The organism is Pristimantibacillus sp. Z349TD_6, assembly GCF_056173205.1.
In genome coordinates this window covers 6,265,060-6,284,938 of the sequence record NZ_CM149662.1, presented here as the reverse complement: position 1 = coordinate 6,284,938, position 19,879 = coordinate 6,265,060, and the positions used below count along the sequence as shown (strand labels likewise).

The window sequence follows — 19,879 nt, the reverse complement described above, 5'->3', positions numbered from 1 at the left end:
TATTCATAATGAATAGGGATACAGAGCATGGATGGGGAATAAACCTCAATGCTCTGTATTTTTTTGTTAAAGCAAAAATGTGCGTGCGCAAAATAGATTTCGGAAAACACTAAATCTATTTTCGTTGTTGATTGGTAAGTTGATTGTTAATCTATAAAAGATGATGTGAATTTCAAAGCGTTAAATTTATCTTTTGAACTTGTAGGGGGAGGTCTGTATATGAAGGTGGATCGACTATTGCTCGTATTTGGGATTCCACTAGCAGTCATCTTTGGAGGCGGCGGCTTAATTAGTACGGACAATCCTGATTACTATATGTATATCGGGTTATTAGGATCGGTTTTCGTTATTGTATCTTTTATTATGAAATATTATAAAAAGAATCAAAAGCAGTAGAATATAATAAAATCAAAAAATAGTAACGATAAAAGTGATTAAACCTATATATTGACAGATTCTCCGGTGTGAAGTAACATTTGCTGTAGTTGATATGTAGGATAGCGAAGCACGCTTATTCCCTCGGTAGAGGGAGGGGCGTGCTTTTTTGCGTTGCTTCAGCGGTGTTTCTTGGGAGAGTGGCCTGCTGATGGGGGGAAGGAATGCTGTCGAAATACGGGAAATATTGGAGGGAAAGGGGATAAGAAAAGAAGGGAAAAGAGACAGGCAAGAAGAATGATTATGAAGCTGCTGTAAAAAAATGTGTTAAAAATGTTATTTAGATCGTTGGTGAATTTATATCATCCTAATAAATGGAGTGGTTAAATATGCGGAAAATAGGACAAATCATGCTCGCAATTACGTTATTGGTGACGATTCTGATAAATACGGAGACAGCTGCGGCAACGGTTGCTTTTACAGATACAAAAACGCATTGGGCAAAGGATGAAATTGCGACGGCGGTTAATCAAGGATGGATTAATGGTTATGATGCAAAAACATTTAAGCCAAATGCGAACATGACACGCGCAGAGTTTTTGAAGTCGATTGTGATGGCGATGAAGTTGAAAGTGGAAGATACAGATACTCCTTTTGTTGATGATACCGGTTGGTTCCGCTCATACATTGCAACAGGATTGAAGCAATCCATTATTAAGGTTGGGGACTATCCAGAAAATACATTTGAACCAAATCGTATGATTACGAGAGAAGAGATCGCGCGCATGACGATCCGTGCGCTAGGCAAAGATGCCGAAGGCGTAAATTCGGGTTATTTGGCTGTGGCAAAGAAGCTTGAAATTATGAAGGGTTATCCCGATGGTTCGATGGGCGGGGAGAAGAATGCAACTCGTGCTGAGGCAGTGGTGATGATTACTAATACACTGACTGTGAAGAATCCTCCAGCACCAGTTACGTCATATCCCAAGACAAAAGAACAACTTAATACAATGATTAAGTCATTATCAGGTTTTAAAGGGAATACGACTTTTGGTCATAATGGAATTGTATTGATTAACTCAAAAGGATCAGATGAGTATTTTGATAATACACTAGCCATTGAATACGTAAGTGAATTAAAAAAAACATCAATTATAATTTCAGAATCCACGTCTGAAAACCAAAGCATTGTTAAAGAATTATTAAAATATTATTATCCAAAATCTTTTGAAAAGGCTTATGCGAGCTATATCAAGGTTAATGGTTTAGATTCTACTAATTCAAATAGTGTGTTCGAGTCTAAATACGATAATCGCACTTTTAAAGTTTATAAGGGGAATGATAACAAAACAGTAATGATCCGGATTGGAGAATGATGTACTTGTACAAGAAACTACGAAAAAATATAATATTGACTTTGATATTTTTACTATTAGTAACCTCTATCCCATTTAATGTTGAAGCAGCAGGTAGCCAAGATTGCCCTCTACCATCATCTTATGATTCAGAGGCGATAATTCTAATTGAGCAGTACAACCTTCCTACTTCTATAGAAACTGGAAAGGGAAAAAAAGCATTAAACGGAAACTTTCTTTCAAATAAGTGCGGTATGGGTGGGAAGTTGGTTGTATACGGATCTCCTCTTCACATCTCTACAGCAGAGGGAAATACGTTTGATCAAGGACAATGGCGTTACCTTGGTTGGGATATTAACGGAAATCTTTATCGTAACTGGCTATTTCGTAGTGATTCAAGAGCTACCTTAAATGTAGCTAAAAATTGGGTGAAAACACCTTGGAATACATCGGTAGGAGAAAGTAAGCAAATTACCCCAACTCCATTATTAACATCCCATCCTGATGCGAAAAAATGGTTAGAATCTATTATAGATCCCTATAAAGAATCTCCGACATTTATTCAGAGTTATAATAAACGAACAAATAAAGGATGGACGGGAGATACGCTTAAAGACTATGTGATTATCCAACAAGTACCAACAGGCTACACTCCTGGAATTGTGCAAATGTGGAATATTTGGCAACCTGACGGATCTTGGTGGTACGAGATGTTTTATATACCACCATTAAACAAGCTAGAGGTTAAGAAACAGCCTGACCTCATTATTAGTGAATTAATTAGTCCTGCTGATTCATGGGTTGGAGACTCGGTACCGATAAAGATAACAACTAAGAATCAAGGAATAGAAAATAGCGGTGCTTTTACAGTCGGCATAGTTGGTACTACCATTAAATCAGAAGTTATTTCAAATCTTCCTCCCGGACAAACCAAAACAGTTACCGTCAATGTATCCTCTACAACAAGCGGATTTAAGACCTTCACAGCGAAGACTGACTTTGGTGAAGCAGTCATCGAATCAAACGAAAATAACAACACCAAAGATTTTAAAATTGCATTCAATAAAAAGAACGAACCCACTACTCCAATAGCTATCATCTCTCATAAAGAGGGAGACCATCGAACAACCCCCGAAATAACCATGAAGCCGGCAACAGAGCCGATGCTTGATGACAAACTCTCCTATTCGCCAGGCAAGGAATCAATCACCATTCGAGAATGGAAATATAAAAACCCAACTGGTAAAACGGTTGCGACAAAACCAACAGAAAAAGATTTTGCTGCTGAAGGGAAATACCTAATTGAGCTGCGTGTCACCAATAGCGCAAAAAAAGTTTCGGAATGGGCGCAGCTGATAATAAACGTGGCAAATAAAGCAACGCCTAATCCAAGCGCAAGCCCTACGCCAACTCCTGAGCCAACACCTACACCTAAGCCTGATTTGAAAGCGGATATAGAATTTGATCCCCCTAGTATCATTGCAGGGGAAAAGTCCTCGCTTATAAATCGGTCAAAAGGATTGAACGGCTATACATGGACATTTACGAACAACTTGAGCGCTGTACTACCCAATAATACAGACTTTGAGTTTCTGTACAAAACGTATTCAAATCCTGGATTTTATACGGCTGAAATTACCGTAACCGATGAATTTGGCGGATCGCAAAAGGATACTGCATTGCTTCGGGTTGTCGATCCCAAACCAGTAGCCATTGTATCGGGAATAACGCGTGTAATACAAGGAAGACCGTTAGAGCGGCCTTACAATCTTTTAAACTCGTATACACCATTAGAGGATAGAGGCGAAAAAATAGATTTTAGCAAGTCGGAGATGCGCTATAAAAAAGTAGGGGATGCAGCCTATACAAATGGTTGGTTCACCGTAACGCCTGCTAATTTAGGCGAATATCGTATCGAAGGAAAGGTTTATGACACGACTGGAAGAGTTAGTGATTGGGATGATTTGATTATGGAGGTTATACCTGATGCACCACCTACAGTTGAAGTGATAGCACCTGAAGAATCATATCGAGGTAACGGATTCATGCTTTATATCGATGCTGAGAGTCCTGACGGCGATATTCTAAATCATCTTTTTCTCGAAGAGCGATATGACCAAGATGGTGATGAAAACTTTGAGGAAGAAGCGTGGAAACCCTTATATGATGGAGTTTTTAAGACAACACATTCGCTCAATTACTCCAAAGTTGGGAAGAGGCAATATCGTGCTACCGTGACAGAAGACTATGGGTTAAAAGGCAATTCGGGCATTGCCACTACTGATATTCTGAACTACGCGCCGTCTGCAAACTTCAACGTGTTTGGAACTACACAGCAGCCAGGACAGGGAGAAGACAGCGGCCCACCAGTTACGAACTACTCAACACAATCAATTTTCCGTTCATGGACGGCTAAGACGCCATACAAAGGCGGAAATGCTCAAATAGCGGCATGGAAAGCGGATGCTACTACACTATCGACAAAAAATGGAGTATACGCAAACTTTTCTGTTGGATACCCGAACTCAGGAAATGGAGCGAACTCGCGAACCAAATATCAGCTTGCTGCTGATATTGTTGCTAAACCCACTTGGACTGTGCCGGTTAATGAAATATTATTTAACAAGGTTTTCGGTGGAAACCGTCTATATTCTTATAATCAAAATTATAGCTTGCCTAACTATCCCTATACTTTTTATGAACGTAATTCAATTACAGGTGAGCTTTTGAGGACGGTTAATTTTGATACCCCAGGTGGCTTCACACTTATGGAAATTGACGGAGATGAAACATTTTACTTTGCAGATAGAAGTCAAAATGCAGCCAACCCGTATTTAGTGGTCATTGCCAGGTACGATAAAAATGGTGTATATCTTGATTCCATTCATTTGCAATCTAGTTTAACATCACCTAGCGGACTAGGCAGCGGAATTGGACCGGCTCTTGTTCAAATATCATCTAATGGTGAGTATATGTATGTAGCTAGTAAATTCTCGTATGATGTACCAGAGCAATATAATTATAATTACAATAATCAATTGCGAATTTTCAAATACTCCTTAAAAACGAAAAGCTTAGTGTGGGAAGCACCAGGAGAGAACTTGGATCGTGGATTTATTACAAACATCAACTTGACCGAAGATGATAACGGAGATGCGTACTTTACGTATAATTTTGAAGATCGCTATTCTTCTGGATTAGGAGGAGTGAGAGGTCTCGTTGTACAAGTGAAAAAAAATGGTGTAGCTCGTACCGTTACTGTAGGGGGTGCAATTGGACTATCTGCGGCTTCCATATCAGATTCAAAAAGATATGTATATGTAAATTATGTGTCCATGGGTAGCAGTAAAACAGGTACTACTATGTTTGAGGCAATTGAGAGCGGTACTAACTATTACGGTGAAGAAATATTTAAGAGTGCTTTTGGAAGAAGGGTTGTCAGTTACGAAAGTTCACATCCATTAGGTTATTCAGATGTAGCACCCAATGCAAATCCAATCGTATTTTCCAATTTATTGACGTATTCCCAAGGCAGAACGCACGAATCGTATAATGCATTTTTTAATTACTATGGAGACCAACACGGCAGTTTTCAAGGTGTAGATTATGGTGCAAACCTTGGTAAAATATTTATCAATCAATACGATCAGATTATTTATCCAGTGTTTATGGGTGTGGGAAGCTCTTGGGGTGATGCCGATGCACCTAAAAAAATATGGGCCACGTTGTATAACGCAACAACCAATAGTGTCATTGCCCAGACACCATATTCCGGACCAGAACCAGGAAATAATCAGAAGCAATCAGGAACATCAACACCTATTTTACCGGATGGCTCCATTTATGTTTTTTACGATAAAAATGTCATGCCGTTTGTTTCAGCTAACGCAAATGGAACATTAAAGGAAATAGATGCAAATACCGTTGAAATTACGAGCGACGATTGGGGCGGACTGCTCTATGATGCAGGAAGCTCTATGAAAAACTATGCTTTAGAATTTCATGTAAATGTAAGTGATATAAGAAACGACAAGGTTATCGGAGCTGCTTTTCAGATTCAGAATGAAAAGAATATGTATGCAATGGAGTGGAGCAAGAACACCCTGTCGCTATTCCGTGTAGTCAATGGTGCGAAAAGATTATTGAAATCTGCACCTATGACACGGACTGCGTTTAACACGTATCCGATTAAAGTAGAATCGGTTAATGGCATTCAGCGCGTATACGTGAATTATGCAAAAGTACTGGAGGTTGCCGATGGTACGTATACAAGAGGCTACGCGGGATTAATGTCACTTGGGCAATCCAACGCTGTATTCTCTAATGTAAAGAAAACGAACTATGGTGACACTTACATCGAACAAACCTATGATTCTGTTCTCGTCAATGATCCGATCTCTTATGAGAAACTGTTCAATGACGTTGAAAAAGACCCAATGGGAGCAGAAGAGTGGAGCTACAGCCATAATCCAAACTTTTTTGAAAATCCAGAAGGATTGAGCATTTATAGCGGAAAAACGTATGGATCAACTATAAACGCGCTAGAGAAGCCTGGGGTATATGAAATCACCTTTCGTGCTAAAGACAATCCTGGTCTTTCTGCTTATAGCAAATGGTCAGAGCCAGTGAAAAAGCTGCTCTATGTGCATCGACGACCGGTCGCACAGCCTGATGTTAGGTTTACAGGCAAAGTTTTTGCAGAAGGTGAAGCACTGGATTATGAAACCTTTGATACCTCTTATGATCCTGATATTGCTCATATTTTATCAGACAAGTTATTCCGTACACGGTGGGCTGATCAAAGCACATGGACAGTCGGGAAACGAGAGTACTATAATCGCCCTGGAGTGGAGCTGATTGTACAGGAGCAAGTTCGAGATATACACGGAGCATGGTCTTATTGGGGGCAATCGATAGTCTATAAGGACGGAATACCGCCAGTTAACCAAACGAAGCCTGTTATGACCATTACGGTTCCAGCTGGAACAACTCAAACAACACCAACAGTGCTGATAAAAGAACCGACGATTCGATGGACGTATTATGATAAGGAGAATGATCCGCAAGAAAGTTATCGTTTAACACTAACCTATGTCGATAACAATGAAACGGCCTTGTATATTGAGCATGAAGGAAATGCACTTACGTATCCTATGCTTGCGGAAAGCATCGTTCCAGGTCGCGTCGTTAAGGTGCAAGGGCAGGTTTACTCAGCTGGGGTATGGTCAAATTTAAGTAATATTAAATATTTTGTGCTGGATCTCCCGCCGCAAACCTATTTACTTTCATTTAACGGGCTTGATGCCAATAATCCTATTTATACAAACTCAAATCGTCCACAGCTGCACGCGTTTACGATTGATCCAGAGAACCACCCCATTAAAGCGATAGACTATGAGGTGTTCAAAGCATCGAGCGGTGTTATGGTAGTGGACACGAACTCTGCTTTGGCTGCTGCTAATTACACAACACCTGTATTAGCTGAGGGGCTGCATTACTGGAGAGCGAGAGCGAATGACAGCTTTTTATGGGGACCGTATTCAAGCAACGGGTTTTTCTTTGTCGATACGGTTAAACCTGCAGATGTGAAAGAACAGCTTACTGTTGAACCTACGGCCGTAACGGTTCAGTTCAATACCTTCTATGATGCCGAGCCTTCCTCGGGACATGCTGCTCGCACCTTCTATTTGCAAAAAGTGAACGCGGACGGCAGTGTGACGAATATTGATTTAAATGGTGACGGTAAAACGGAATACAGCATTCCTTTAGCACTTTCTAAGCAATCATACAAAGTTGCTGGGTTGATTTCTGGACAAGCATATCGTCTTACCGTAATCGATTATGACGTTGCCGGCAATGAAGGGCATTATGAATATATTTATTTCGTTACCAATCGACCTCCGACGGCTGACTTTGATTGGACGCCCAAACCTGTATATGAAGGAGATATGACAACTTTTCTATCCAATGTGACAGATGCTGATGGCAATACGCTTACGATTGCTTATGAGCTGACAAGTCCGCTTGGTGTGAAGAGCAGCTATTACTATACCGTTAATGGTCCAAACTATCCGGTAAAAGGGCCTTCACTAAGGTTAACAACGGTCGGACTTTGGAGTATGAAGCTCACGGTTAGCGACGGTATAGCTGAGCCGGTTAGCGTGACCAAAACGCTGCAGGTGCTGCCGCTTCAAGTCAATGGTTATGTACGACATACGGAGCTATGGGATAAGCATCGTAAGGCTTTTAATTTAAAACATTCAGGAGATGAGAATTCGCCGCGCGGTTATTCGGTATTTTGGGCAGGAGAGAAATTTATACTGGAGGCAGATACAACCCTTACAGGTACGGCTACAAAAGCGGATCGGGTAGAGGTGCATATGCGTAATTACGAAACGTCTCTAACTGCGTTAAACACAGGGCAAACCAGCTGGCAGGGTGAGCTTTGGGATGCCTCATTCACAAAGCTTGCTAAAGGCACCTTAACATTCACATTTTCTGCTTACTACAATAATGGCACAGTGAAAACGAAGTCAGTAGACATAACGATAGATGGGCAAACATTAGATATTGTTGGCGTACATCGCGTTCAATAGTGGAGCGGGTTACTAGGTCATTTGTAAGTAGAAAAGCTATAAAAACAGGCATGCTGCCATCGCAGCATGCCTGTTTTTTGTTTGAGATTAATGAGCACTAATCCTCGATAGCGGCTTTTTTGCTGTTGATCGCTTTAATTCGTTCAACATCAAACTTCGGTTGTCGATCGTAAGTATAAAGCCCATTCACTTCTTGTTCCACGTCATAAAGCTGTGTATAACAGAACCCGAACATATTAGGATTCTCAAGAAGAGTACTGGTCAAGCCGTCATATCTTTCAATAAATTGCTCGACGCTTTGTGGACGATCCCCGTAGCCCCAGCTTTTCTCGTCGGACTGATTAGGATTCCACCAAATTCCGCCATACTCACTGACGAAATAAGGTTGGCCGTTATAGCTTTGTCTGTCGGGGAAGGATACCCACGCCTCGCCTTTCTCGGCAAACGGCTGATAACGTTCCCTGAATGTAACAGGATTCTGATCATAATCGTGGACGTCAAAAATGTCCGTTACAACATGGAAGTTGCCGCTTGTATCGATGACCGGACGCGTTGGATCAATAGCTTTAGTCGTCTCATAAACGACGCGAAGTACGTCATTATCTTGACGAGTGCCGCGTGATGAGTCCCAAGTTTCATTAAATGGGCACCATCCGATCAAGCTTGGATGGTTGAAGTCTCGTTCCACACCCTCAATCCATTCCGGTAGAAATTGAGCAAGGCTGGCAGCTGTTGATATATCGAGACCCCAGTTAGCATGCTCTCCCCATACCAAATATCCAAGCTTATCTGCCCAATATAGGAATCTAGGCTCGAACATTTTCTCATGCAATCTTGCACCGTTGAAACCAAGTGCGAGTGACATTTCAATATCTTGTTTTAGATCATCGTCAGTAGGTGCTGTATAAATGCCTTCAGGATAAAAGCCTTGATCAAGAACGAGCCGTTGGAATACGGATTTGCCATTAATACGGAACGCCTTGCCATCCAATTGAATGGAACGCAAACCGAAATATGAAGATGCTGAGTCCAATACTTCGCCATCACGAATGAGTTCAAGCTCCAGATCATAAAGAACAGGTGAATCGGTGTTCCATAATTTGATTTGGGAGAGGGGCAGCGTTAATGAAACGGACATCGAGCCGGCGTTTGCCGTTTGTTTTCCTACCAACAGGCCATCGAGCAGCGCATTACAGCGGAACTCTACATCTTTTGTGTTTCCAGACAGCTTGGCAGTTACGTGCAGGCAGCTGTTCTCCGGGTCTGGAACGAAACGGCAGGATTCTATATATGTTTCCGACACATGCTCAAGCCAAACCGTTTGCCATATGCCAGTCGTGCGGGTATAGTCGCAGCCTTGTGAATGGTAGGTACCGCTCTGCTTGCCGCGTGGCTGTAAGCCAGAGCGAGTATCATCCTCGGCATATACGGTAACCACATTGTCACCTTGATGCAGGGCATCTGTAATATTGAATGAGAAAGAGCTGTAACCGCCTCGATGCTTGCCTACATGTTTGCCATTAACCCACACCTGAGCCTCATAGTCTACCGCTCCAAAATGCATTAATGTATGTCCGCCGTTCCAGTTGTCAGGAAGCTTGAAGCTTCGTTTGTACCAAACGGCTGGAATGAAATCTGTATGCCCAATGCCTGACAGCCGGCTTTCTGGACAAAAGGGGACGATGATGCGTTGAGTTAGCTTTTGCTCGTCTTGGTTTAATCCGCGCGAGATACCGCTTTTTCCAGGGTCCATTTCGAATTGCCATTCACCATTTAAATTGAGCCATGAATTTCGAGTGAACTGGGGTCTTGGGTATTCAGGGCGAGGGATTAGCTGCTGTTCCATTTTTTATTCCTCCATTATATTAATTTAAAAGTTAATAATAAGTTCTTATATTATTGATTTTAATGAATATTTGACCGAATTGTCAATAAATAATTAATTTTAATCTTTTGTAATTAACTTATAAATTAATTACAAAATCTATTTAAAACACCAATCTAAAAGAAGATGGTATTAAATCGATACTATTAACTGATTAACGAAACTTAATAAAAATACTTAATAAAAATACTTAATAAAAATACTTAATAAAAATACTTAATAAAAATACTTAATAAAAATACTTAATAAAAATACTGAATAATAATACTGATCAATACTACTGAGTAACATTACTGAGTAACATTACTGATTAAAAATACTAATCATAGTTACAGCCGTACAATAACCTAGGTAGCCGTATTAAACATAAATGTGAGCACTTCATATTTTCCAAGAGGTATCGTGAAAAGAGAAATAAAGAGGGGGAAAAGGAGCTGATCATGCCGGATGAATATTATTTTAACGCAGTCCTGTTAATAAAAGCCTGCATCAGAGTTGATCTGCTGCAAGCTTGTAGAAAAAACTTTTTGTTTAGCAATGTTTAGCAATGCATAACGATGCTACTGCCCGCTCTTAATCTTCGTGAAAAACGTGCTAATCGCGTAATATGCCGCGCCGCGCACAGCAGACTGCTCTTGAAGCTCTGCAAACAAGATTCGCATACGTTCGCGATGATACGAAAGTGTGCGCTGATCGACGGCAGCTTGTACGGCTGGCTGCAGCCACTGAGCAGCACGGCTCATACGGTTGCCAATAATGACAACGTCAGGATTAAATACGTTGACGATATTAGCAATGCCTGCGCCTAAATAATCGCCAATCGAGCGTATATGCGCGATAACGCGTTCATCTCCAGCTGTTGCAGCAAGCAGCAGATCCTCCAAGCTCTCAAAGCCTAACGATGCTGTACTCTCAAGCAAAGCGTTCTCCGAAGCATATAGCTCCCAACAGCCCCGATTGCCGCAGCTGCAAGGCTTGCCGTCATACTCAATCGAGAGATGGCCGAGCTCACCTGAGAATCCTGACGCGCCCTTATATAATTCCTTGTTCAAAATAATGCCTGTTCCAATACCAATCCCGACGCTGACATAAATTTGGTTGGCGATGCCTCGTCCTGCCCCGTATTTCTGCTCTCCTTGCGCGCCCGCATTCGCTTCATTGTCTATCGTAACGGGAAGGTTGAAACGCTCTTCGAGCTGCTGCTGCAGCTCAACTTGTCGCCATTTTAAGTTTGGGGCAAAAAGAATCGTGCCATTGTCATCCACGATACCTGGTACACCGACGCCGATTCCGACAATTCCGTATGAGCTCTCCGGCGCATCATTAATAAGCAGCTCAATACATGAAATTAACTGCCCAATTACATGATCGGCATCCTGCTGCTTCAGACTGCGCTGCTGCTCTGCAATCACATTGCCTTCGAGGTCTACGAGCAGGCCGCGAATATAATTGACACCCAGATCGATGCCGACAGCATAACCGGCCGTACCATTAAAGAGCAGCATGACAGGTTTGCGCCCGCCGCTGGATAGCCCGGGACCATTCTCAACGACGAGATGGGTGTCGATCAAATCCTGAACGAGACTGGAAACGGTTGCCTTATTTAATCCCGTGAACTCCGATATTTGAGCTCGAGAGAGCGGGGCATAACCAAGCACCGCTTCAAGCACGATGGCTGTATTTATTTTTTTGATGAGCGCTAAGTCGCCTGTTGGTTTCCTTTTCAAAAAAGAATGCCTCCGTCCAAATAAAAATATTTATTATTGTATCATGAAAAGCTTAATCTAGAGCCTACTAGATGGGGATGTGGATTTTGAGACATCTAAGCCAAATAAGTACTGCATTTATTTTAACACAAAAACTTAGTTTGTTTAATAGACAAACTAAGTAGAGGCATGTTATTCTTTATGTAAGCACTATCATAAACTTCTAATCCATGAAGGAGGATTTTGATTACGATGACTTATTTTAAAAATATTAACACAATCCAATTTGAAGGTAAGGGCTCAGACAATCCGCTTGCATTCAAACATTACGATCCAAACCAAGTTATTATGGGCAAAACGATGGAAGAGCATCTTCGCTTCGCAGTTGCTTACTGGCATACATTTAATGCGAATGGTTCGGACCCATTCGGATCAGCTACTATGGTTCGCGGCTGGGATCAATATACAGGCCTTGACCGCTCGAAAGCGCGTGTTGAAGCTAACTTTGAATTCATGACTAAATTGAATATTCCTTTCTTTGCATTCCACGATGTGGACATTGCACCTGAAGGCGAAACGCTGCAAGAAACGAACAAAAATCTTGATGTCATCGTAGCTTTATTGAAGGACAACATGAAATCCTCCGGTAAAAAGCTGCTTTGGAACACTGTTAATATGTTCACGAATCCGCGCTTTGTTCATGGCGCTGGCACAACTTGCAATGCGGACGTTTATGCTTATGCTGGTGCGCAGCTGAAAAAAGGTCTTGAAGTGGGTAAAGAGCTTGGAGCGGAAAACTATGTTTTCTGGGGCGGCCGCGAAGGTTACGAAACACTTCTTAACACGGACATGGGCTTTGAGCTTGATAACCTAGCACGCTTGTATCATATGGCAATCGCTTACGCGAAGGAAATTGGCTTCGACGCACAATTCCTGATCGAGCCGAAACCAAAAGAGCCTACTAAGCATCAGTACGACTATGACGCAGCAACAACGATTTCATTCCTGCAAAAATACGGCTTGAAGGATCATTTCAAACTTAACCTTGAAGCGAACCATGCTACGCTTGCTGGCCATACGTTCGAGCACGAGATTCGTACGGCAGCAATTAACGGCATGCTTGGATCGCTTGATGCGAACCAAGGCGACCTGCTTCTTGGCTGGGATACAGATGAATTCCCAACTGATCTATATTCAACTACACTAACGATGTTTGAAGTATTGAAAGCTGGCGGCATTGGCCGCGGCGGCGTTAACTTCGATGCGAAGGTTCGCCGTGCATCATTCGAAACGGATGATCTGTTCCTTGCTCACATCGCTGGTATGGACAGCTTCGCTTGGGGCTTGAAAGCAGCTGCCAAATTGACGGAAGAGAAAATTCTCGACAACATCGTTGACAACCGTTACCGCAGCTTTAAAGAGGGCATCGGCGCGGATATCGTTTCCGGCAAAGCAACGCTTGCTTCACTTGAGCAATATGCGCTTCAAAACAATCCAATTAAAAATGAGTCCGGACGTCAAGAACGAATCCGCCTTATCTTGAGCGAAGTTATTTTCAGCGTTTAAGTCGGGAGGACTCTGACAAATGAGCTATGTAATCGGTATAGATTTAGGAACGAGCGCCGTTAAAGTGCTGCTTGTTGACCGTGATGGCACGGTAGCTGGGGAAGTCTCCCGCAGCTACCCGCTGTTTCATGCTTACTCCGGGTGGAGCGAACAGCGGGCAGATGATTGGGTAGAAGGTACAGTTGAGGCTTTGCGTGAATTGACATCAACAGCAGGCATCGATGCCCAGTCAATTGAAGGGATTAGCTTCTCCGGCCAAATGCATGGACTTGTACTGCTGGACGGTGAAGGAAACCCTGTTCGCAACGCTATCTTATGGAATGATACGCGTACAACGGGGCAATGCCGTGAAATCGAACGCACGCTTGGAGACAAGCTGCTTAGCATTACTCGCAATCCAGCTTTGGAGGGCTTTACGCTTCCAAAAATTTTATGGGTTCGCGAGAACGAGCCGGATGCCTTCGCCAAGGCAAAGCTGTTCCTTCTGCCGAAGGATTATCTTCGCTACCGCTTAACAGGCGAGCTTCATATGGATTACTCCGATGCGGCGGGAACGCTTCTTCTTGATGTGGCTGGCAAAGCATGGAGCGAAGAAGTGCTTGAAGCGTTTGGAATTCCGGCACAATTTTGTCCACCGCTTGTTGAGTCGCATGATCTCGTAGGTACGCTGCTGCCGCAGTATGCTGACAGCACGGGGCTGCCAAACACAACGAAGGTGTTCGCGGGTGGAGCGGATAATGCATGCGGGGCGATTGGCTCAGGTATTTTATCCGAAGGGTTAACGCTTTGCAGCATTGGTACTTCCGGCGTTATTCTCTCTTATGAGAATGACAAGACAAAGGATTTTGCAGGCAAGGTGCATTTCTTTAATCACGGCAAAGAGGACTCGTTTTATGCAATGGGAGTTACACTTGCTGCTGGCTACAGCTTAAGCTGGTTTAAGAAAACATTCGCTCCGAATGAATCCTTTGATCAGTTGCTCGAAGGTGTAGGTGCAGTGAAGCCGGGAGCTGGCGGACTAGTGTTCACGCCATATCTCGTTGGCGAACGCACCCCACATGCAGATCCGCTCATTCGTGCAAGCTTTATCGGTGTTGACGGCTCACATGAACGCATTCATTTTGCTCGTGCGGTGATGGAAGGCATTACTTTCTCCCTCAATGAGTCAGTCGATATGTTTAGACGCGCCGGCAAGACGGTCGATACGATCATTTCGATCGGCGGCGGCGCGCAGAACCCAGTATGGCTGCAAATGCAGGCTGATATTTTCGATGCTAAGGTTGTCGCGTTAGAGAATGAGCAAGGACCTGGTTTAGGCGCTGCGATGCTAGCTGCATATGGTGCAGGCTGGTTCGACAGCTTGGAGTCCTGTGCAAATAAATTCGTTAAACATGCAGATTCGTATTCGCCGCAGCCTGAAGCGGTTGCTGCTTATGCAGGCATTTTCAAAGTGTACCAGCAGGTTTATGAACAAACAAAAGGCTTAAATGAGGCGCTAGCGCCTTATCGCGGCTAGTCGTACACAATAGAAGGGACTGTTATCCTCGATTTGAGGGTGACGGTCCTTTCTTTTTTTTGACCAATGCTTCAGAAAAGTGCCTTTTATTAAAACATTTAAACTAACATTCATGAATGAGAGCAATGGTTCTTTAGTTGAAGGGAATGAGTCTTTAAGCCCTATTACAATAAAAAAATAAATCTTTAGTCCTATTACCATTATAAGTTATACTATTTTGTAAAGATTGATAGATTAGTGATTGCCAACTCTTGAGGAGGATATCCCTATGAAACGAAGCATGCGCATGACCGTAAGCAGAAAGTTAACCGTTTCCTTCTTGAGTATTTTAATTATTTTGTTATTAAATGGGTTATTAGTATTTAGTATGACTGAGAATATGAATAAGCAAGCAGCGGTGATATCCGAAACATGGATGCCCAATATTGAAACGATCCATCGAATCAATTATTTAACAGAGCATTTATTTACGTTGCAGCTTAAAGCTGCGACGACCGAAGAGCCGCTTAAGAAGGAAATGCTGGCAGCCGATGGGGAAGTTACGATCAGCTCCATCGACGAGCTGTTCAAGACATATAGCGCAAACCGTTCCAAGGAAGAGGATATGAACTTTTCACAATCGTTGAATAACGAATGGAAGTCATATATCGAAATCTACAAAAAAGTGATGCTCGCAGCTGCGCAGCCGAGCAATGAAGAAATTTTAGATGCAGCTTTGGCAGAGTCCGAGCAGTCGTTCAAGGCGATGCAGACCTTTACAGATACGCTCATTCGGCTTAATCGTGAAGGAGCAGATAGAGCGGTAATCGTTAGCGGGGATATACATAAACAGAACAACATTGAGATCATTAGCGGTCTTGCAGCGGCAACGGTACTTGTCGGATTTCTTATCTGGTACGTTCGCAGAGCGATCTCCATTCCGATTCAGAAAACGGCGCAAGTCCTTTCGGAGGTAGCTCAAGGAAATTTATCCGCTATTGTCCCGAAAGTGAAAAATCGTGATGAAATTGGAGATATGGTCAGTGCTTCCGCTGAAATGCTTGCCTCTCTCCGTTCTGCCATTACGAGCGTACAGCATGCTTCGATGAACATAACCGCTTCATCAGAAGAGATGCTGGCTATTTCAGAGCAAAATCGCAACTCGGCGCAGCATGCAATGAACAGTTTTCGAGAGGTAGCCGCAGGCTCGCAGGAGCAGCTGCATAGCTTTCTAGATATAAGCCGCGCCTCAGAAGAAATGGCTCTTGGTGTACAGCAGATTGCAGCAGCAAGTTCCTATGTATCTGAACTGTCAGTCGCTGCGGTAGATCGTTCACGGACGGGCGGCGAGTTAATTGAGACGGTGGTTAACAAGATGACGTTGATTGATATGGCAGTACGCCAGTCAGCTGAGCAAGTACAGCAGCTCGCAGCGCATACCCGAAATATTGGAGCCATATCTGAGCTGATTGGAAATATTTCAAAGCAGACAAATCTGCTGGCGCTGAACGCTGCGATTGAGGCGGCAAGAGCGGGAGAGCATGGAAGGGGCTTCGCGGTTGTAGCGGAAGAAGTGCGCAAGCTCTCTACACAGTCAGCGGAATCTGTTGTAAAAATTCAGGATTTGATCAATGAAATTCAGAATGATACAGAAACTGCCGTGAAGGCGATGAGAATGAGTGAAGCTGAATCGATAGAAGGACTGGCGAGCATAACAGATGCAGGAGATGCATTCATTCAAATCGCACATGCTTCAAGAGATGTGCTTGAAAAAATTCAGGAGGCAGCGTCCTCCTCGGAGCAGCTGGCAGCAAGTGCGCGGGAGGTCAATTCATCCATTTCCCAAATGACAGGAATTGCCTCTAGAACCTCCGCTATTGCCGGCGAAGTTTCTGCATCCTCGGAAGTGCAGTATGCCTCAGCAGAGGAAATATCATCATCAGCTAACGGCTTGAGTGTAATTGCAATGGAAATGAACGAAGTGGCTCAAAAATTCAAGCTGTAAATAAAACGTGGAGCAGCTATTATCGTTTATAGCTGCTCCATATCATTTCGGGTCTAACACCCAGCTCTCCGGCGATCAATTCTGCCGTTAGACGCTGGGGCTTTTTTATTTTCCCATTGCGTATTTTGGAAATGGTCGTAAGAGAGATAAGCGTTGACTGAGCGAGAGAAGTGACGGATATATTTTTACTGAGCATAAGCATACGAAGCTTGTAGGAGGGGTCCTCATCCTGATTATTCATATGAAGGCTGGTTAATATGACAACAAAGTTTTTTAAGGTCCGATTGCCATTGTAAAACGGTTGAACAACCGCATCAGCATTATAGCAACGATCCCCAAGCTTAAGATGGAAGTCCACGGATTCAGCCGTTCGGTTGTTTTTCGCATATTCTAATACTCGCTTAAGCTTGCTTCGTTCATGGTCTGGAACAAGCTCAAATATGGATTTGTTTAAATAGGAAGAGGACGGCTGCTGCACTGGAGCGTAATAATGCTTAAAGCTCATAATGTTATAGCGCTCATTCACAACGGTAGATACCATTATTTTATGATGCAAAATATATTCGTCAATCCATTTGGCTTCCCGTAAATCCTTGCAAATGATGACATAAACAATGCGGTCTTCGAGCTGGAGCTTGCGGCAGGACAAACGTATATCTGCAGGAGTCGATGACTTCGTGACAAGCTTGCATTCAAGAAGCGGTGATAGGGCTTGCTCATCAGCAAGTTGATGTACGGCTTCATCAAAGGAGAGAGCTGTCTCATCCGTTGATATAATAGTAGATGGATCGAGGAGCATAAGATCTGATTTCTTAAAACCGGAAAAAGCTGCAAAAGCTTGATTGACGTCTACAATAGACCAACGGGATTCGTCCCACTCGACGATAAGCATAGGATCTGAAAGTAAATAAAATAAATGGTTCATCGATGACATCCTCCTTATCAATAGCCTAGCTGCACACTTATGTAATGATTATGTCATAAAACATAACATAATAAAATAGTTATTTGTAATTATATATCATGACGCCTTTCCGTATTCTTTTTTTACATGATTTTGTATGAATAGGGTATGTTAAACAAAACGTTAGAAAGGATGATCGCTATTGTCTACGAACTCAGCCTTATTGTTTGATTTTAACGATGCTCAAAGTGCAGCTCTTGCTTGCGAGACGCTGAGGGAGCTCGGATATGAGACGGTTCTTCATGAAGGAAGCAGCATGCATGTTCATTTAGAAGGAAGCGATCTAACTTCAGCACTCGAAATTGCACAATCACATGGGGGGCAGCTCGTCGAGCAAGCGAATATCGATGCGAACGCAGTTACCGGTACTGCATACTCGCTTGATGCGATTGCAATTCCGGCACATCTTGTGAATGAGGACTGGGCTGCAACCGATGGACAAGGCAATGATGCTGAGGAGCTGCACAATCGGGATGAAGCTGCGGATTATTCCGAGGAATTTCTTCCTGATCCCGGGACGTATGATCATTTTTCAGGTGATGTTCGAATTTAGACGTACTTCATGTACATAATTGCATTAAAAAAGGCTGTCTCAACGTTTAACGACGTTTGACAGCCTTTTTATATCCTTACTGAATGACAGCATGAAGTCCTGCCGTATAACCTGTGGAGAAAGCCGCAGTAATGTTGTAGCCTCCGGTGTAGCCATGAATATCCAATATTTCTCCGCAAAAAAACAAACCGCTCATGAGCTTGGATTGCATCGTCTTTGGATCGACTTCTTTTAACTGAATGCCTCCGCCGGTTACGAAAGCATCTTCAATGGATAAGGAGCCATACACTCTAATCGGAAAATGTTTGATCAGCAGCGAAAGGGCTATCCAGTCCTGTTTTGGAATATTGTCATAAGTAAGGCTATCCGGCAATCCGGCCTTTTGAAGCAAGATTGGTATCATTTTTTCCGGCAAATAACCTTTAAGGACATTTTTAATCGTTTTTTTCGGTTCAAGCTCGGAGAGTTTCAATGTTTCCTTATAGACCTCGTCTTTGCTTTTATCAGGCACTAAGTCAATCGCAACCTCAATATTGCCCGTCTTAAATTGCTTAAGAGCTTTCACTACAAATTGACTGCATCTTAGCACAATAGGTCCGGAAATACCGAAATGCGTAAATAGCATATCGCCTTGATGCTCAATAATCTGTTTCCCTTTCGGGTTCCAAACCGACAGCGCAACGTCCCTTAGAGATAGCCCTTGCAGCTCCTTGCTTACAATGAAGGGCTCATTTGACGTAAGCGGAACCTCAGTTGGAAAAAGCTCAGTTATCGTATGTCCAGCTTTTTCTGCCCATGCATAACCGTCGCCGGTTGAACCGGTCTGGGGCACGGACTTGCCGCCGGAAGCTACGATGACACTGCGGGCACGGAATGTTTCACCAGCTTTTGTACGCACGCCTGTGACCCTTCCATTGTCATACATGATATGATCGACAGGAGCGTTCAGTATGATTTTGACACCTTGTTTGCGTACTTGGTTAACAAGCGTATCTACCACCGTTTTAGCTCTATCTGATACGGGAAACATGCGCCCGTTATCCTCTTCCTTTAAAGCAATGCCAAGGTTCTCAAAAAAGGCGATAATATCCTTGTTGTTGAAATTAGAGAATGTACTGTGAAGAAAACGCCCATTACCGGGAATATGCTTGATCAGCTCATCCAGTTCTTTATTATTCGTTACATTGCATCGGCCGCCGCCGGATATGCCGAGTTTGCGTCCTAATTTATCGCCTTTGTCTAGGAGAAGCACTTTAGCGCCTTCCTTGCTTGCAGCAATACCCGCCATTAGTCCCGCGGAGCCTCCACCAATTACAATTGCATCATATTGCATCGCTTTCCACCTGCTATATTATTAGTAGTATTATAATACCACAAAA

At 43.0% G+C, this 19,879-nt stretch carries 11 protein-coding genes; 7 read left to right on the top strand and 4 right to left on the bottom strand.

The window, feature by feature from the left end; translation table 11 throughout:
• The first annotated feature begins 219 nt into the window (after positions 1–219).
• From AC0VYE_RS27385 to AC0VYE_RS27375, 3 genes are all read left to right on the top strand, one after another.
• A complete protein-coding gene (locus AC0VYE_RS27385) occupies positions 220–396 on the top strand; it encodes a hypothetical protein (RefSeq protein ID WP_475443724.1) in 177 nt (58 codons plus the stop codon).
• A 368-nt stretch (positions 397–764) separates the two neighbouring features.
• On the top strand, positions 765–1,751 hold the full coding sequence (locus AC0VYE_RS27380; protein WP_475443722.1) for an S-layer homology domain-containing protein: 987 nt from the start codon (positions 765–767) through the stop codon (positions 1,749–1,751).
• A gap of 245 nt (positions 1,752–1,996) precedes the next feature.
• Positions 1,997–8,326, top strand: coding sequence for an Athe_2463 domain-containing protein (locus AC0VYE_RS27375; protein WP_475443720.1), 6,330 nt, complete (start codon positions 1,997–1,999; stop codon positions 8,324–8,326).
• 97 nt (positions 8,327–8,423) lie between these two features.
• Here AC0VYE_RS27375 and AC0VYE_RS27370 read toward each other — a convergent pair whose 3' ends face one another.
• Together AC0VYE_RS27370 and AC0VYE_RS27365 are read right to left on the bottom strand one after the other, a co-directional pair.
• Positions 8,424–10,172 (bottom strand): glycoside hydrolase family 2 protein, encoded by a 1,749-nt coding sequence (locus tag AC0VYE_RS27370; RefSeq protein WP_475443718.1) that lies wholly within the window; start codon positions 10,170–10,172, stop codon positions 8,424–8,426.
• Positions 10,173–10,771: 599 nt separating this feature from the next.
• Positions 10,772–11,938, bottom strand: a complete 1,167-nt coding sequence (locus AC0VYE_RS27365; RefSeq protein ID WP_076268965.1) for an ROK family transcriptional regulator — start codon at positions 11,936–11,938, stop codon at positions 10,772–10,774.
• 231 nt (positions 11,939–12,169) lie between these two features.
• Between AC0VYE_RS27365 and xylA the strand changes: the two genes are divergently transcribed.
• The 3 genes from xylA (at position 12,170) to AC0VYE_RS27350 (ending at position 16,983) form a co-directional block, all read left to right on the top strand.
• Complete coding sequence (gene xylA, locus AC0VYE_RS27360; RefSeq protein ID WP_076268964.1) at positions 12,170–13,483, top strand: xylose isomerase; 1,314 nt, start codon at positions 12,170–12,172, stop codon at positions 13,481–13,483.
• A 19-nt stretch (positions 13,484–13,502) separates the two neighbouring features.
• Positions 13,503–14,999 (top strand): xylulokinase, encoded by a 1,497-nt coding sequence (gene xylB, locus AC0VYE_RS27355; protein WP_475443715.1) that lies wholly within the window; start codon positions 13,503–13,505, stop codon positions 14,997–14,999.
• Positions 15,000–15,267: 268 nt separating this feature from the next.
• Positions 15,268–16,983 carry a methyl-accepting chemotaxis protein gene (locus AC0VYE_RS27350; RefSeq protein WP_475443713.1) on the top strand — a complete coding sequence of 572 codons (1,716 nt, stop codon included), beginning with the start codon at positions 15,268–15,270 and terminating at the stop codon, positions 16,981–16,983.
• Between the two features lie 19 nt (positions 16,984–17,002).
• On the opposite strand, the gene AC0VYE_RS27345 is transcribed toward AC0VYE_RS27350, so the two are convergent.
• Positions 17,003–17,908 carry a helix-turn-helix domain-containing protein gene (locus AC0VYE_RS27345; RefSeq protein ID WP_475443711.1) on the bottom strand — a complete coding sequence of 302 codons (906 nt, stop codon included), beginning with the start codon at positions 17,906–17,908 and terminating at the stop codon, positions 17,003–17,005.
• A 181-nt stretch (positions 17,909–18,089) separates the two neighbouring features.
• On the opposite strand from AC0VYE_RS27345, the gene AC0VYE_RS27340 reads away from it, so the two are divergent.
• Positions 18,090–18,500: a hypothetical protein gene (locus AC0VYE_RS27340; RefSeq protein ID WP_076268960.1), complete on the top strand. Its 411-nt coding sequence runs from the start codon at positions 18,090–18,092 to the stop codon at positions 18,498–18,500.
• 76 nt (positions 18,501–18,576) lie between these two features.
• Here AC0VYE_RS27340 and AC0VYE_RS27335 read toward each other — a convergent pair whose 3' ends face one another.
• On the bottom strand, positions 18,577–19,833 hold the full coding sequence (locus tag AC0VYE_RS27335) for a BaiN/RdsA family NAD(P)/FAD-dependent oxidoreductase (protein WP_475443708.1): 1,257 nt from the start codon (positions 19,831–19,833) through the stop codon (positions 18,577–18,579).
• Between the last annotated feature and the right edge of the window lie 46 nt (positions 19,834–19,879).